Annotated in this window: 12 protein-coding genes; 7 read left to right on the top strand and 5 right to left on the bottom strand. The window is 71.8% G+C overall.

Annotation, left to right across the window (positions count from 1 at the left end):
* Positions 1-106: 106 nt before the first annotated feature.
* The 3 genes from pepN to ACR3IO_RS19405 form a co-directional block, all read right to left on the bottom strand.
* Entirely contained in the window at positions 107-2,677 is a 2,571-nt protein-coding gene (gene pepN / locus ACR3IO_RS19415; protein ID WP_434072872.1) for an aminopeptidase N, read from the bottom strand.
* Positions 2,678-2,766: 89 nt separating this feature from the next.
* On the bottom strand, positions 2,767-3,633 hold the full coding sequence (locus ACR3IO_RS19410) for a hypothetical protein (protein ID WP_434072871.1): 867 nt from the start codon (positions 3,631-3,633) through the stop codon (positions 2,767-2,769).
* A gap of 125 nt (positions 3,634-3,758) precedes the next feature.
* A complete protein-coding gene (locus ACR3IO_RS19405) occupies positions 3,759-5,243 on the bottom strand; it encodes an SDR family NAD(P)-dependent oxidoreductase (RefSeq protein WP_434072870.1) in 1,485 nt (494 codons plus the stop codon).
* 125 nt (positions 5,244-5,368) lie between these two features.
* Here ACR3IO_RS19405 and ACR3IO_RS19400 point away from each other — a divergent pair, with 125 nt between their 5' ends.
* The 7 genes from ACR3IO_RS19400 (at position 5,369) to ACR3IO_RS19370 (ending at position 13,222) form a co-directional block, all read left to right on the top strand.
* Entirely contained in the window at positions 5,369-6,361 is a 993-nt protein-coding gene (locus ACR3IO_RS19400; RefSeq protein ID WP_434072869.1) for a DUF2332 domain-containing protein, read from the top strand.
* Between the two features lie 9 nt (positions 6,362-6,370).
* On the top strand, positions 6,371-6,871 hold the full coding sequence (locus ACR3IO_RS19395; protein WP_434072868.1) for a ribose-5-phosphate isomerase: 501 nt from the start codon (positions 6,371-6,373) through the stop codon (positions 6,869-6,871).
* Positions 6,872-6,877: 6 nt separating this feature from the next.
* Complete coding sequence (locus ACR3IO_RS19390; RefSeq protein ID WP_434072867.1) at positions 6,878-7,882, top strand: Fpg/Nei family DNA glycosylase; 1,005 nt, start codon at positions 6,878-6,880, stop codon at positions 7,880-7,882.
* A complete protein-coding gene (locus ACR3IO_RS19385; RefSeq protein ID WP_434072866.1) occupies positions 7,861-9,414 on the top strand; it encodes an amidohydrolase family protein in 1,554 nt (517 codons plus the stop codon). The genes ACR3IO_RS19390 and ACR3IO_RS19385 overlap by 22 nt, the downstream gene beginning before the upstream one ends.
* 78 nt (positions 9,415-9,492) lie before the next feature.
* On the top strand, positions 9,493-11,040 hold the full coding sequence (locus ACR3IO_RS19380; protein WP_434072865.1) for a multicopper oxidase family protein: 1,548 nt from the start codon (positions 9,493-9,495) through the stop codon (positions 11,038-11,040).
* The gene (locus ACR3IO_RS19375; RefSeq protein WP_434072864.1) at positions 11,030-12,445 is read left to right on the top strand and encodes a sensor histidine kinase; all 1,416 of its coding nucleotides are present in this window, start codon (positions 11,030-11,032) and stop codon (positions 12,443-12,445) included. Before ACR3IO_RS19380 ends, ACR3IO_RS19375 begins: the two co-directional genes overlap by 11 nt.
* Before the next feature lie 114 nt (positions 12,446-12,559).
* The gene (locus tag ACR3IO_RS19370; protein WP_434072863.1) at positions 12,560-13,222 is read left to right on the top strand and encodes a response regulator transcription factor; all 663 of its coding nucleotides are present in this window, start codon (positions 12,560-12,562) and stop codon (positions 13,220-13,222) included.
* A gap of 39 nt (positions 13,223-13,261) precedes the next feature.
* Here the strand turns inward: ACR3IO_RS19370 and ACR3IO_RS19365 are convergent, their stop codons facing one another.
* Together ACR3IO_RS19365 and ACR3IO_RS19360 are read right to left on the bottom strand one after the other, a co-directional pair.
* A complete protein-coding gene (locus tag ACR3IO_RS19365; RefSeq protein WP_434072862.1) occupies positions 13,262-13,996 on the bottom strand; it encodes a hypothetical protein in 735 nt (244 codons plus the stop codon).
* A 50-nt stretch (positions 13,997-14,046) separates the two neighbouring features.
* Positions 14,047-14,535, bottom strand: a complete 489-nt coding sequence (locus tag ACR3IO_RS19360) for a Dps family protein (protein WP_434072861.1) — start codon at positions 14,533-14,535, stop codon at positions 14,047-14,049.
* Between the last annotated feature and the right edge of the window lie 204 nt (positions 14,536-14,739).

Raw genomic sequence — 14,739 nt, 5'->3', positions numbered from 1 at the left:
CCCGTTTCGGTGGTGGGCCGCAGGGGAGCTTCGCGCGGGGGAGTGGTGGGGGGCGGGGGGGGGCGTCGCCGCGCGCCACAGCGGGTCCCGCCCCGAATCCGGCGGATCAGCCCTGCTGCGCGTCGCGAGCCTGGGCGACGAGCGCCCGGTCGACGCCCGCGAGACGCTCGATGACGAGACGTCGGAGGGCGGGCGCGTCGGGATGCGCGTCGAGCCAGGCGCGGCTCGCCTCGGCCAGCGCCCGGTTCGCGAGCGGCGACGGGTAGAGCCCGTCGACGAGCTTCTCGGCGATCGCGTAGCTGCGCTCGTCCCAGATGCGCTCGAGCATGCCGAAGTAGCGTTCGACGAACGCCTCGAGCAGCGCCGGGTCGGTCGCGCGGAGGAACCCGGCCGCCGTCTCGCGGACGACCGTGTTCGTCGCGGTGTCGACGTCGACGAGCGACGCCCATGCCCGCTCCTTGCCGTCGACGGTCTGGATCGCCGCACGCGCGTGCGACGCCGACTGCAGGCCCGTCGCCGTGTTGTCCTCGGCGAGGCGGGCGTCGATCTCGGCGTCGCCCGCGCGGCCGGCCGCCACGAGCGCGGTGAGCAGCTTCCACCCCAGGTCGGTGTCGATCTCCAGGCCGTCGAGCTGCAGGTCGCCCGCGAACAGGGCGGCGAGGTCGTCGACGTGCGAGCCGTGCTCGGCGATGCCGGCGAAGTTGATCACGAACTGGAACTGCGCGTCGCTGCCGGCCTCCGCCTCCTGCGCGAGGCGCCAGTAGCCGTCGGCCACGGCGTGCAGCGCCCCCGTGCGGCGCTCGGGCGTGGTGTAGGCGCTCGCCGCGAGCACGGCGTTGGCGAGCACGATGCGGAGCGTCGTCGACTCGGTCTCGCTCGCGATGTTGCCGAGCACGAGCGCGAGGTAGTCGCTGGCGCGGGTCTCGCCGTCGCGCGTGGCATCCCACACCGAGCTCCAGACGAGCGCGCGCGCGAGCGGGTCCTCGATCGCGCTGAGATTGGCGAGCGCCACCCCGTGGGAGGCCTCGTCGAGGCGGATCTTCGCGTAGGCGAGGTCGTCGTCGTTCAGGAGCACCAGGTCGGGGCGTCCGAGTCCGACCAGCTCCGCGACATCCGTGCGCTCGCCGTCGACGTCGAGCTCGACGCGGTGCTCGCGCACCAGCTTGCCGCCGACGAGGTTGTAGAAGCCGATCGCGAGACGGTGCGGGCGGATGGTGGGGTAGTCGGCCGGGGCGGACTGCAGCACGGCGAACGAGGTGATCGCGCCGTCGGCATCCGTCGTGATCTCGGGACGCAGCGTGTTGACGCCCGAGGTCTCGAGCCACAGCTTCGACCACTCCGACAGGTCGCGGCCGCTCGCGACCTCGAGCTCGGCGAGCAGGTCGGCGAGGGTCGTGTTGCCCCACGCGTGCTTCTGGAAGTACGCGGAGACGCCCGCGAAGAACGCGTCGATGCCGACCCAGGCGACGAGCTGCTTGAGCACCGAACCGCCCTTGGCGTAGGTGATGCCGTCGAAGTTGACGAGCACGTCCTCGAGATCGGTGATGGTCGCCACGACCGGGTGGGTCGACGGCAGCTGGTCCTGGCGGTACGCCCAGCTCTTCTCCATCGAGTTGAACGTGGTCCACGCCTCGGTCCACTCGGTGGCCTCGGCGGTGGCGATGGTCGACGCCCATTCGGCGAACGACTCGTTCAGCCACAGGTCGTTCCACCACTTCATGGTGACGAGGTCGCCGAACCACATGTGCGCCAGCTCGTGCAGGATGGTGACGACGCGGCGCTCCTTGATCGCGTCGGTGACCTTCGAGCGGAAGACGTAGACCTCGGTGAAGGTCACGGCGCCCGCGTTCTCCATGGCGCCCGCGTTGTACTCGGGCACGAAGAGCTGGTCGTACTTGGCGAAGGGGTACGGCACGCCGAACTTCGCCTCGAAGTACTCGAAGCCCTGCTTCGTCTTCTCGAAGATGTAGTCGGCGTCGAGGTACTGCGAGAGGCTCTTGCGGCTGAACACGCCGAGGGGGATGACCCGGCCGTCGGCGCTCGTCAGCTCGTCGCGCACGACGGCGTAGGGGCCGGCGATGAGGGCCGTGATGTAGCTCGAGATGCGAGGGGTGGGCTCGAACGCCCACGTCGCCGTGGAGACGTCGTCGGCACGGCGGCCGGAGGGGTGCAGTTCGGGCTCGGGCGTCGGCTGGTTCGAGACGACCTCCCAGTGCGAGGGAGCCGTGAGCGTGAAGCGGAACGCGGCCTTGAGGTCGGGCTGCTCGAACACCGCGAACATGCGGCGCGAGTCGGGCACCTCGAACTGCGTGTAGAGGTACACCTCGCCGTCGACGGGGTCGACGAAGCGGTGCAGGCCCTCGCCGGTGTTCATGTAGCGGCCGTCGGCGACGACGACCAGTTCATTCTGCGCGGCGAGGTTCGGCAGCTGGATGCGGACGCCGTCGCTGACCTCGGCGGGGTCGAGCTCGACGCCGTTGAGCGTGACCGAGTGCACGGCCGCGGTGATCGCGTCGATGAACGTCGACGCCCCGGCGGTCGCGTCGAACCGCACCGTCGTGGTCGACTTGAACACCTCGGGGCCGACCGTCACGTCGAGCACGACGTCGTAGTCGTGCACCGTGACGAGCGCCGCGCGCTCCTCGGCTTCGGATCGGGTGAGGTTCTCTCCAGGCACGTGGGCTCCTTCGCGGATATCTGCGCGGCTCGTGGCCGCGGGCAACGCGAACAAGCCTATCCCTCGGGGGCTTCGACGACCGGGTCCGTTCACCGGACCCAGATCGAGCCGGTCGCGGCCGCGAAGGCCGGGAGCGCGAGGGCGACGGCGAGGACGAGCAGCACGCGGCCGGCGGTCACGCCCCCGCGCGAGGCGAGCATCGCCAGCACGTCGGGCACGAGGCGGGGCAGCGCGAATGCGACGAGGGCGCCGATGGCGAGCAGGGCGCCGACCGGCAGGAGCACGACCGCGGGAAGGAGGCCGACGGCGGTCGGCGCCCAGTCGTGCCGCGACACGATCGGCAGGCTCCGGCTGAGACGTCCGGCGATGGCGGCGAGCGCCGCGCCCTGCGCCACCGAGAGCGCACCGAACAGGGCGATGGCCAGCCACCCGGGGCCGACGAGGTCGAAGTCGATGTTCTCGGCCCGGAGCGGGTCGACGAACGGCGAGACCGCGATGAAGACGGTCACGCCGAAGACCGGACCGCCCAGCCGCCCGCGCGGCAGCCACGGTTCGACGATCAGGTACAGCAGCGCGGAGGCGAAGGCGAACGGCAGCGCACCGAAGAGCAGGTACGTCGCCGTGCCCTCCGGCGAGATCTCGCCGACCGTGGCCTGCGCCTCGGTGATCCGACCGGTCGCCTCGGGCGAGGTCATCGCCAGCGCGCGCATGACGAGCCGACCGCCCGCGCCGACGATCAGCACGGTCGAGGCCGTCGCGATCACCGTGAACAGCGTCGCCCACCAGAGGTAGGTGCGAAGGCCCAGCGCATGCCGGCGCATGCCGGAGGCGGCGGCGATCGCACCGCCTGCGGGGACGCCGTCGAGGCGGGGCGCGACGAGCGGCTCACCGCCCCAGGCGACGATCAGCACGATGCCGACGGCGAGGAGTGCACCGCACACGATGACGATGAGCATCCGGCCTCGATCCGGCGCGGCAGGCCCGCGTGCGCGAGCCTACGCTGGCGTCGGAGCCGCCGAAGCCCCCAGAACGCGGGCGGCCTCGGATGCTCGATGGCGCCGCGGGGTCGCCGGGTGATGCGTCACCAGTCGGCGCGCGAGTAGTCCTTCAGGAACACGCCGGTGACGTCCTCGCCGGCCTCGCCGCGCACGATCGGGTCGTAGACCCGAGCCGCGCCGTCGACGAGGTCGAGCGGGGCGTGGAAGCCCTCCTCGGCGAGGCGCACCTTCGTCGGATGCGGCCGCTCGTCCGTGATCCAGCCCGTGTCGACGCTCGTCATGAGGATGCCGTCGGCGAGCATCTCCTTCGCGCTCGTGCGCGTCAGCATGTTCATCGCCGCCTTCGCCATGTTGGTGTGCGGATGCCCCGGGCCCTTGTATCCGCGACTGAACACGCCCTCCATGGCCGAGACGTTCACGACGTAGGTGCGGCGCGCCGACGAGGCCGCGAGCGACGCCCGCAAGCGGCTCACGAGGATGAACGGCGCGGTCGTGTTGCAGAGCTGCACCTCGAGCATCTCGAGCGGGTCGACGTCCTGCACGACCGCGCTCCAGCTGTTCTCGTGGTGGAGGTCGGGCACGAGGCCCCCGGCGTCGATCGCGGTGCGGTCCGCGAGCCTGGCGAGCGAGCTCGACCCCGGCGCGAGCGCGAGCGCCGTCAGGTCGTCGGCGGTCATCGTGCCGGCGAAGAGCCCGGAGGAGAGCACCGGATGGCTGGACACCGAGTCGGCCAGCGCGAGCGGGTGGGCGTCGTTCGTGTGGCCGAAGCTCACCAGCTCGGGCATGGGTCCGTCGGGCAGCGGCGAGGACTCGGCCTCGACGAGGGGGGAGTACGAACCGGGGGAGCGGCGCACGGTCTGCGCGGCGTTGTTGATGAGGATGTCGAGGGGCCCCTGCGCCGCGACGTCGTCGGCGAGCGCGATGACCTGGGCGGGGTCGCGCAGGTCGATGCCGACGATCCGCAGCCGGTGCAGCCAGTCGCCCGCGTCGGGCATGGCGGCGAAGCGCCGCGCGGCATCCCGGGGGAACCGCGTCGTGATCGTCGTGTGCGCGCCGTCCCGCAGGAGGCGCAACGCGATGTACATGCCGATCTTCGCGCGACCGCCCGTGAGCAGGGCGCGCCGGCCCGTGAGGTCGGTGCGCGCATCGCGCTTGGCGTGGCTCATGGCGGCGCACGTCGGGCAGAGCTGGTGGTAGAACGCGTCGACGAGCGTGTACCGCTGCTTGCAGATGTAGCAGGGACGCGCGACCTGCAGCTCGCCGGCCGTGCGGGCGTCGGTGCCGCTCACCAGGTCGGCACCGCGGGTCTCGTCGTCGATGCGGGTCGGCGCCCCGGTCGCGGTCGCCGCGATGACCGCGCGGTCGGCGTCCTGGACGACGCGACGCTTCTCGAGCCGCCGAGCGACCTTGACCGCCTTGAACATCTTCGCCGTCGCGTGCCGCACCGTCTCGAAGTCGGGGTCGTCCTGATCGAGCTCGCTGAGCGCGGCCAGCACCCTCAGCGTGGTCTCGAGATCGCGCGCGTCGATCGTGGGCGCGCTGACGGAGGCAGGGGCGTCGGAGGGCATCCGAAGATTCTACGGCGTGTCGGCCGACGATCTCCTGTACGCGAGGGCGGGCGCTCCTGACTGCGAGGACGGGATGACCGGCCCGCGCGCTGCGGTGTCGCCACGGGCCGGAGTAGCGTGACGCCATGCCAACCAGCACGGATGCCTCGGCGTCGACCGCCGAGCGGTATCGATCGTTCGCCGAGGTCGAGGCGCGCGGGATGTCCGCCACCTACGAGGCCTGGGCCGCGGGGGTCGCCACGGATGCCGCGACGCTGCGCCTCATCGACGAGCTGCCCGCGTCCAAGCGGCAGCCGAACCTCGTCTTCTCCGCGGCACGCCTGCTCGGTGCGCAGCCAGGGCCGTACCCGGCATTCGCCGACTGGCTCGCCGCGCACTGGAGCGACGTCCGCGAGGTGGCGCTCACCCATGCGACGCAGACGAACGAGGCCGCGCGGTGCGCGCTGCACCTGCCCGCGCTCGGAGCCATCGACGGACCGATCGCACTGCTCGAGGTCGGCGCCTCGGCCGGCCTCTGTCTGTACCCCGACCGCTACAGCTACCGGTACACGGGGCACCCGCGACTGGACCCGGCCGACGGCCCGAGCACCGTGGAGCTCGACTGCGCCTTCCGCGGCGGCACGCCCGCCCCGGTGCCCGAACGCCTCCCCGAGATCGTCTGGCGCGCGGGCATCGACCTGAACCCCCTCGATGTGCGCTCGCCCGCCGACGTCGACTGGCTCGACGCCCTCGTCTGGCCCGAGCACGAGGACCGTCGCACCCGGCTCCGAGCCGCCGCCCGGATAGCCGCGCGGAACCCGCCGCACCTCGTCGGCGGCGACCTCAACGAGCAGGTGGCCGCGCTCGCCGCATCCGCCCCTGCCGACGCCACGCTCGTGGTCCTCCACACCGCGGTGCTCATGTACCTCGACGAGGCGGGGCGCGAGCGCTTCGCCCGGCAGATGCGCGACCTGCCCGGACACTGGCTCTCCTGCGAGGGCAGGTCCGTGTTCCCCGGCATCCGCGTGCGCGACGATGTCGAGAACGACAGCGTCGATCTCGTGCTCGCCCTCGACGGCGTGCAGGTCGCCTGGGCGCAGCCTCACGGGCGTGCGCTCACGTGGGTGGCGAATCCCTAGACTTGGCGCATGCGCATCCACATCGCGACCGACCACGCCGGCCTCGAGTTCAGCCGTACGCTCGTCGACCACCTGACCAACGGCGGCCACGAGGTGCTCGACCACGGCCCCGTCGAGTACGACGCCCTCGACGACTACCCGGCCTTCTGCATCAACGCCGCGCTCGCCGTGGCCGCCGACCAGGCCCAGGGCGTGCACGCGCTCGGCATCGTGTTCGGCGGTTCGGGCAACGGCGAGCAGATCGCGGCGAACAAGGTGCGCGGCATCCGCGCGGCCCTGGTGTGGAGCATGGACACCGCGATCCTCGCGCGCCAGCACAACGACGCCAACGTCATCTCGATCGGCGCCCGCCAGCACACGGTCGAGGAGGCGATCCGCTACATCGACGCCTTCATCGCCGAGCCGTTCTCGGGCGACGAGCGTCACGCGCGCCGCATCGCGCAGCTCGCGGAGTACGAGACGACCGGCGACATCGCCGGCAAGGGTGTGAACCGCCCGACCGAGGCGTAGACGCGCGTGCCCGAAGGCCATTCCGTCCATCGCATCACGCGGCAGTTCGAACGCAACTTCGTCGGCCACGTCGTGCGCGCCTCGAGCCCGCAGGGGCGGTTCGCGCAAGGGGCGGCCGACCTCGACGGGCGACGCGTCACCGACGCCCGGGCCGTCGGCAAGCAGATGTTCCTCGGCTTCGAGGGCGATCGGTGGCTGCGCGTGCACCTCGGCATGTACGGGGCGTGGGACTTCGCGGGCGACATCCTGATGGATGCCACGATCGCCTCCGCGAACGGGCGCATGGGCCAGACGAACCAGCGCGGCACGTTCCTCGAGGGACCGAACCCCGACGCCGTCGTGTTCGACTCGGCGGGCGAGAACTCCATCACGTCGATCGGCGCGCCCCGTCGCACCCGGCTCCGCATGTCGGAGTCCGAGAAGCCGGGCGCCGAGCCGACGAGCTTCCCGCCCGAACCGATCGGACAGGTCCGCGTGCGCCTGCTCACCGAGACCGTCTGCGCCGACCTGCGCGGCCCGACCGCCTGCGAGGTGCTCGACCCGGCCCAGGTCGAGGCGATCGTCGCGAAGCTCGGCCCCGATCCGCTGCTCGATCCGGGCCCCGACTCCGAGGAGCGCTTCACCCGGGTGGTCCGTCGCAAGCCGACGCCGATCGGGCTGCTCCTCATGGACCAGAACGTCGTCGCCGGCATCGGCAACGTGTATCGGGCGGAGCTGCTGTTCCGTGCGCGCCTGAACCCGCACACGCCCGGCCGCCTCGTGCCCGAGGAGCTCGCACGGGGCCTCTGGCGCGACTGGGCGAAGCTGCTCGCGATCGGCGTCGAGACGGGCCAGATGATGACCATGGACGACCTCGACCCCGAGGCGTACCGTGCGGCGATGGCGAGCCGTGAAGACCGCCACTGGGTGTACAAGCGCGAGGGGCTGCCGTGCCGGGTCTGCGGCACGAACATCGTGCTCGAGGAGATGGGCGCCCGCAAGCTCTACTGGTGTCCGCGGTGCCAGGCGTGACCGAGCGAGCGGATGCCGCCGAGCCGGTCCTCCTCGCCGGTGCGCGCCTGCCCGGGGCCGACGGCCCCGTCGACCTGGTGCTCGACGCGGGCGTGGTGGCCTCCATCAGCCCGGCGACCTCGGCGGCCACGGCGCGTTCGAGTGCCGGCCCGGCGCTGCGGCGCATCGAGCTCGACGGACGCTTCGTGGTGCCGGGGCTCCATGATCGGCACGTGCACGCCTCGCAGTGGGCCATGGTCTCGCGGCGGCTCGACCTGGCCTCCGCGACCTCGGCTGCGGCGGCCGCTGTGCTGGTCGCGGCGTCCGTCGCCCGTGGAGACGCCGAGGTCGTCGGCTTCGGCTATCGCGACGGGCTGTGGTCCGACGCGCCCACCCGGTCGGGCCTCGACGCCGTGTCGGGCGAGGTGCCGGTCGTGCTCGTCTCCGCCGACCTCCACGCCTGCTGGCTGAACTCCGCCGCGGCGAGGCGGCACGGCGTGGCCGGGCTCGTCGGCGACGCCGGGGTGCTCCGCGAGGACGACTGCTTCGCCCTCGTCCGCGAGCTCGACGATCTCGCCGACGACGTGCTCGACACCTGGGTGGGCGAGGCGGCCGCGCGTGCCGCCGAGCGCGGCGTGGTCGGCATCACCGACTACGAGATGCGCTGGAACCGCGACGACTGGGCGCGCCGCGCCGCGCGCGGCATCCGCTCGCTCAGGGTCTCGTTCGGCGTCTACACGCAGCACCTCGACCGGGCGATCGTCGAGGGCCTCCGCACCGGCGAGGCCGTTCCCGGCACCGACGGGCTCGTGACCGTCGGCGGCTACAAGGTCATCACCGACGGATCCCTCAACACGCGCACCGCCTGGTGCTTCGACCCCTACCCGGGCCTCGAGGGGCACGATCACGCCTTCGGGCTGGCCACGGTCCCGTACGACGAGCTCGTCCCGCTCATGCGCAGGGCGGTCGATGCCGGTCTCGTGCCCGCGGTGCACGCCATCGGCGACCGCGCCAACGCCCGCGTGCTCGACGCGTACGAGGAGGTCGGCGGCCCCGGCCGGCGGCTCCGCGGTTCGATCGAGCACGCGCAGCTGCTTCGCCACGACGACGTCGCGCGATTCGCACGACTCGGGGTCGTCGCGAGCGTGCAGCCCGAACACGCCATGGACGACCGCGACGTCGCCGAGCTGTACTGGCCCGGCCGCACCGGGCGTGCGTTCATGCTCGCCGAGCTCGCGGCGGCGGGCGTCGAACTCGCGCTCGGCTCCGACGCGCCCGTCGCCCCACTCGACCCGTGGGTCGCGATCGCCGCGGCCGTCGGCCGCACCCGCGACGGACGCGAGCCCTGGCATCCGGAGCAGGCGATCGAGGCACGAGTCGCCCTCGCGGCGTCGACCGCGGGCGCGGGACACACCGTGCGCGGCGGGCAGGTCGCCGACCTCGCCGTGATCGAACGGGACCCGTTCGCGGCATCGGCCGACGATCTGCGGACGATGCCGGTCGCGGCTACCGCGCTCGCCGGGCGATTCACGCACGACACGCTCGGCGCCTGAGAACCGGGGGAAAACCCCCGACGTGATCCGGGCGCCCGCCGGCTGTGGTGCGCCGACGCGGTTCGCGAGGCTGGGGTCATGGTTCCAGACGCACGCACCCGCGGTGCCCGAATCCGTCGCCCGAAGGCCACGCTCGCCACCCTCTCGACCCTGGCCGCCGGCGGCCTCGTCGCCCTCGCGTTCGCCGGATGCGGCATCGTCGCACCGGGGCCGGTCGACACGATCGGCGACACCCCGTTCGACACCCCGCTCGCGATCCCGCCGCTCGCCGAGTCCCACGTCGACGCCGACGGAACCCGGGTCTTCTCGCTCGAGGCGCAGTCCGGGACGACCGAGTTCACGCCGGGCGTGGCGAGTGAGACCTGGGGGTTCAACGGCAGCTACCTCGGGCCCACGCTCGTCGCCGACCGCGGCGAGCGCGTGCGCGTCGAGGTGACGGACTCGCTCGACGAACCCACGACGGTGCATTGGCACGGCATGCACCTGCCTGCGGAGATGGACGGCGGCCCGCACCAGATGGTCGCCCCGCACGAGACATGGTCGCCCGAGTGGCCCATCGACCAGCCCGCCGCCACCCTCTGGTACCACCCGCACCCCCACGGGGAGACGGAATCGCACGTCGCGATGGGCCTGGCCGGGATGTTCCTGCTGCACGACGAGCAGGAGCGCTCGCTCGGACTCCCCGCTGAGTACGGCGTCGACGACGTCCCCGTGATCGTGCAGGACGCCGGCTTCTCCGCCGACGGACGCCGCGAGGACGCGCAGCGCGGCTACGCGGGCGGCCTCGGCGACGAGCTCATCGTGAACGGCACCCGCCACCCGTACGTCGACGTGGCCGACGAACTCGTGCGCCTCCGCCTCCTGAACGCGTCGACGGCGCGCTCGTACGCGTTCTCCTGGAGTGACGAGCGGCCCATCGAGCTCATCGGCACCGACGGCGGGCTGCTCGAGGCGCCCGCCGAGCTCGACCACGTCCGGCTCTCGCCCGGCGAGCGCGCCGAGGTGCTCGTGCGGATGACGCCGGGGGAGCGCGTGATGCTCCAGTCGCGGATGACCCCCGGGATCGCCGGGCTCGAGCCCGTGGTCGCGAGCATGAACGGCGGCAGCGACGCCTTCGACGTGCTCGAGGTGCGCGCCGCCGACGAACTCGCGCCCGCGGCATCCGCGCCCGCGACGCTGGCGGAGATCGACGACTTCGACCCGACCGACGTCGTCACGACCCGGCACTTCGACCTCGGCGACAGTTTCGAGATCAACGGCGAGGCGATGGACATGGGGCGCATCGACGAGACCGTGACGGTGGACACGCTCGAGCGGTGGGTCGTCGAGAACTCCAACGCGGTGCCGCACAGCTTCCACGTGCACGACGTGCAGTTCCGCGTCGCGTCCGTCGACGGCCAGGCGCCGCCGCCGGAACTCGCGGGGTGGAAGGACACCATCTTCGCCGAGCCCGAGACCGAGTACGAGCTGCTCATGCGCTTCGACGACTACGCCGACGCCGACACGCCGTACATGTACCACTGCCACCTGCTGTGGCACGAGGATCAGGGGATGATGGGGCAGTTCGCCGTCGTCGAGCCCGGTCAGCGTGCGACGATGACCGAGGGAACCCATCATGAGCACTGACACCGTCACCGCGCAGCCGGCCACCGCGTCGGATGCCGCGCCCGAGCGCCGCGGCTACTGGTCGCTCTGGAAGGCCGTGCCGCGCCAACTCGGCTTCCTCATCCTGACGATGCCGATCGCGATCATCGGCCTCGTGCTCGTCTCCACCGTCTTCTTCACGGGGCTCGGCACGATCGCGCTCGTCTTCGGCGTCTTCCTCGTGGTCGCTGCGCTCTACATGTCGCGCGGATTCGGCGTGCTCGAACTCGTGCGACTGCGGTGGGCCGGCCGGCCGGCGATCGCCCAGCCGGTCTGGAACCGGGGTGGGCGCGAGGAGGGGTTCTGGCGGGCGCTGTTCGCCCCCTTCGTCGATGGCCACTACTGGCTGTACTTCCTGCACACGCTCGTGATCAACCCGATCGTGAGCGTCGTCACGTGGAGTCTCACGATCGCCTGGGTCTCGGCCGCGCTCGGCGGTACGACCGGATGGATCTGGCATCGCTACCTCCCCGAGAACGACCGCGAGTTCTGGCTCCACGACGTCGTGCTCGACTTCCTGTTCCCGGGCAACTCCTTCGCGATCGATCCCCGCGTCGGGGAGTCGGCCTTCGAGTTCGTCGTCGGGCTGATCTTCCTCGCCACGCTGCCGTTCGTCTTCCTCGGCCTCACGGCCCTGCACTCGGTGATCGCCCGCGGAGTGCTCGGCGCGTGGCGCAGCGAGGCCCTCGAACTCGAGGTCAGCCGCCTCGCCGCCTCACGCGGCGCGGCCGTCCAGGCTGAGGACACCTCGCTCCGTCGCCTCGAGCGGGACATCCACGACGGCCCGCAGCAGCGACTCGTCCGACTGCAGATGGACCTCGCGAGCATCGAGCGCGCCATCGAACGCGATCCGGATGCCGCACGCGAACTGCTCGGCGAGGCGCGCGAGCAGGCCAGGGAGACCCTCGACGAGCTGCGCGCGCTCTCGCGCGGCTTCGCCCCGCCGATCCTCCAGGACCGCGGGCTCGCCGCCGCACTGGAATCGCTCGGCGCCCGAAGCGTCGTCCCGGTGACCGTCGAGATCGGCCTCCCGGCGGATGCCGTGCCGCCCGTGCTCCCGGGCTCGATCGAGCGCAACGTGTACTTCGTGGCGGCCGAGCTGCTCACCAATGCGGTCAAGCATGCGGATGCGACCGGCATCCGGCTGCGTGCCTCGTTGCGCGACACCGGCCCCACGGGCTGGTGGATCGACCTGTGGGTCACGGACAACGGTGTCGGCGGGGCGACGCTCGCGCCCGGCCACGGGCTCGCCGGACTCGAGGAGCGCGTGCGCGGACTCGACGGCATCCTCGTCGTCGACAGCCCGGTCGGCGGGCCGACCTCGATCGGGGCGCACATCCCATTCGTCCCCGTCACCGCGCCCACGGGGGGTCCGTCGGTCGAATAGGCGGGTCCGGTCCGGCGGCCGGGTTGCAGGGCGGGCGCCGGGCCCCACCAGATCCGGCCGCGGGGTCGGCACGGCGCCGGCACCGCGGCATCCGCCCCTCGATACGCTTGGGGCATGACCGACCCGAGGGGGACGCCCCTGCGCATCGTGCTGGCCGAGGACTCGGTGCTGCTCCGCGAGGGGCTCGTGCGATTGTTCGGCGAGGCCGGCTTCGACACGATCGCCGCCTACGGCGACGCCGAGTCCCTCCTCGACGCACTCGAGCAGGACGCGCCGGATGTCGCGGTGCTCGACGTGCGGATGCCGCCGACGTTCCGCGACGAGGGCGTGCGCGCCGCGATCGAGATCCGGCGACGCCGGCCGCGGGTCGGCGTGCTGCTGCTCAGCCAGTACGTGGAGGGCACGTACGCGAACGAGCTGCTCTCCTCGGGCGAGGGGGGCATGGGGTACCTCCTGAAGGACCGCGTCGCATCGCTCGATGAACTGCAGGACGCCGTCGAGCGCGTGAGCCAGGGGGGCACGGTCCTCGACCCATTGGTGGTGCGCGAGCTCCTCGGACGGCGCAGCGATCCGCTCGGCTCGCTCACGCCGCGCGAACGCGAGGTCATGGCACTCATGGCCGAGGGGCGCACGAACGCGGGCATCGCGAAGCAGCTGTTCATCGGCGTCGGCGCCGTGGAGAAGAACGTCACGTCCATCTTCCAGAAGCTCGGCCTCGAGGATTCCGGCACCGATCATCGCCGCGTGCTGGCGGTGCTGGCCTGGCTGCAGCGATGACCTCGGGGCCGACGGCAGACGACTGACGGGCGACGCGCGTCACGATCCGTGCTCGGCGCCGCTGCCGCCCGTTCTGCGCAACGGTTCGTGCAGGCGGAGGACCTGACGGTAGCCGTGGTATCCCCACACCATCCACAGCGCGAACGCCACGAGCACCAAGACGGAACCGACGAGGATCGCGAGATCCACGGAACCGACGATCGCGTAGGCCAGCGCACCGACGAAGAGCCCGACGAGCGCCGAGTGCACGACGAGGATCAGCATCATCGAACTGCCGAGCACCTGCGACCGGGAACGGACGGCGTACGCGTAGTACGTGCGGTCGACCCCGGCGGCGTCATCGGCCGTGCCCATCATGATGTACGGCTCGATGCCCGGATCGAGGTCGACGTACGCGGCGCGAAGCCGATTCATCGCGAGCACGTAGACCAGGTCCTCCGTCGCGGTGTTGAACACGCGGAGCTGGGTGATCAGGCCGAGGATGACCAGCAGGAAGAGGACGCCGAGCGCGGCGACGCCGAACCAGCCGCGGAACGCGGTCGCGTTGCCGAGCACGCCGAGGGTTACGAGCCCGGCCGAGACGAGCGTGAGGAAGATCGCGATGCGGGTCAGCACCTCGCTCTGCGTCGTGGAGCGGGACGCGAGCAGGCTCCAGTGCTCGGTCGCGAGCATCTGCGCGCGCAGCGCCTTCTGCGCGTCGGTCAGCGGCCGCGCCGGGCCTGCCTCTCCCGTGGCCTCGGGAAACGGCTCGGGCCCGGATGCATCGGCCGCCATAGCGGCCATTCTGCACCCGGGCCCGTCAGCCCGTCACCCTTGCGGCGCCGTTACTTCACGGCGACGTGCGACGAGAGGAACCAGCGGTCCTTGTCGAGACCGCGCCGGATCTCGATGACGACGTCCTGGCTGGCGGGGTCGAGCTCCGCGAGCCCCTCGATGGCGGCGTTCACACGCTGCGTCGCGACGTCGATCTGCGCCACGACATCGGCGATCGCCTCGTCGTACGGCAGGAAGCCGAGCTTGGGGTTCTTTGCGTCGCTCTTCGCGGCGACGGTCGCGAGGCGGCCGTCGATCGGCAGGCCGAGGGCGACCACGCGCTCCGCGGCGGTGTCCGACCACTCCTGCGCGTGGTCGACGACGGTATCGAGCAGTTCGTGCACCGCGATGAAGTTCGCTCCGCGGACGTGCCAGTGCGCCTGCTTGCCGTTCACGGCGAGTGCGACGAGTTCGTGCACCACGGGCGTGAGGAACTGCGCCACACCCGTTGCCACATCGGCGGTCGAACCGGTCTGCGGTGCGGTCTGGATGTCGGTCATCTGGTCAACCTTCCCTTGGATCATCTGTGCGTCTGTCGAGTACAACGCTACGCGTCATCCCAGTTATTTCAAGGAAGGGAAGGCTCGACTGACCCGGCCCTCCGCACGCTCGCGTCACCATGGACGCCGCGATGCAGGGGAGGGGGAGACGGCCGAAGCCCCGGCCGCGATGCGCGTCCCGGGGCTTCGATGGGGAGGGGATGA

Source organism: Agromyces sp. Marseille-Q5079, from assembly GCF_051016555.1.
Lineage (GTDB): Bacteria > Actinomycetota > Actinomycetes > Actinomycetales > Microbacteriaceae > Agromyces.
This window is presented reverse-complemented; position numbering and strand designations above follow the sequence as displayed.

What these genes read in the sequence shown, in the direction of transcription:
- ACR3IO_RS19395 (WP_434072868.1), top strand. Translation starts at nt 6,371, where the DNA reads ATGCGCATCCACATCGCGACCGACCACGCCGGCCTCGAGTTCAGCCGT.
- ACR3IO_RS19365 (WP_434072862.1), bottom strand. Translation starts at nt 13,996, where the DNA reads ATGGCGGCCGATGCATCCGGGCCCGAGCCGTTTCCCGAGGCCACGGGA.
- ACR3IO_RS19360 (WP_434072861.1), bottom strand. Translation starts at nt 14,535, where the DNA reads ATGACCGACATCCAGACCGCACCGCAGACCGGTTCGACCGCCGATGTG.
- ACR3IO_RS19380 (WP_434072865.1), top strand. Translation starts at nt 9,493, where the DNA reads ATGGTTCCAGACGCACGCACCCGCGGTGCCCGAATCCGTCGCCCGAAG.
- ACR3IO_RS19405 (WP_434072870.1), bottom strand. Translation starts at nt 5,243, where the DNA reads ATGCCCTCCGACGCCCCTGCCTCCGTCAGCGCGCCCACGATCGACGCG.
- ACR3IO_RS19400 (WP_434072869.1), top strand. Translation starts at nt 5,369, where the DNA reads ATGCCAACCAGCACGGATGCCTCGGCGTCGACCGCCGAGCGGTATCGA.
- ACR3IO_RS19410 (WP_434072871.1), bottom strand. Translation starts at nt 3,633, where the DNA reads ATGCTCATCGTCATCGTGTGCGGTGCACTCCTCGCCGTCGGCATCGTG.
- ACR3IO_RS19370 (WP_434072863.1), top strand. Translation starts at nt 12,560, where the DNA reads ATGACCGACCCGAGGGGGACGCCCCTGCGCATCGTGCTGGCCGAGGAC.
- ACR3IO_RS19375 (WP_434072864.1), top strand. Translation starts at nt 11,030, where the DNA reads ATGAGCACTGACACCGTCACCGCGCAGCCGGCCACCGCGTCGGATGCC.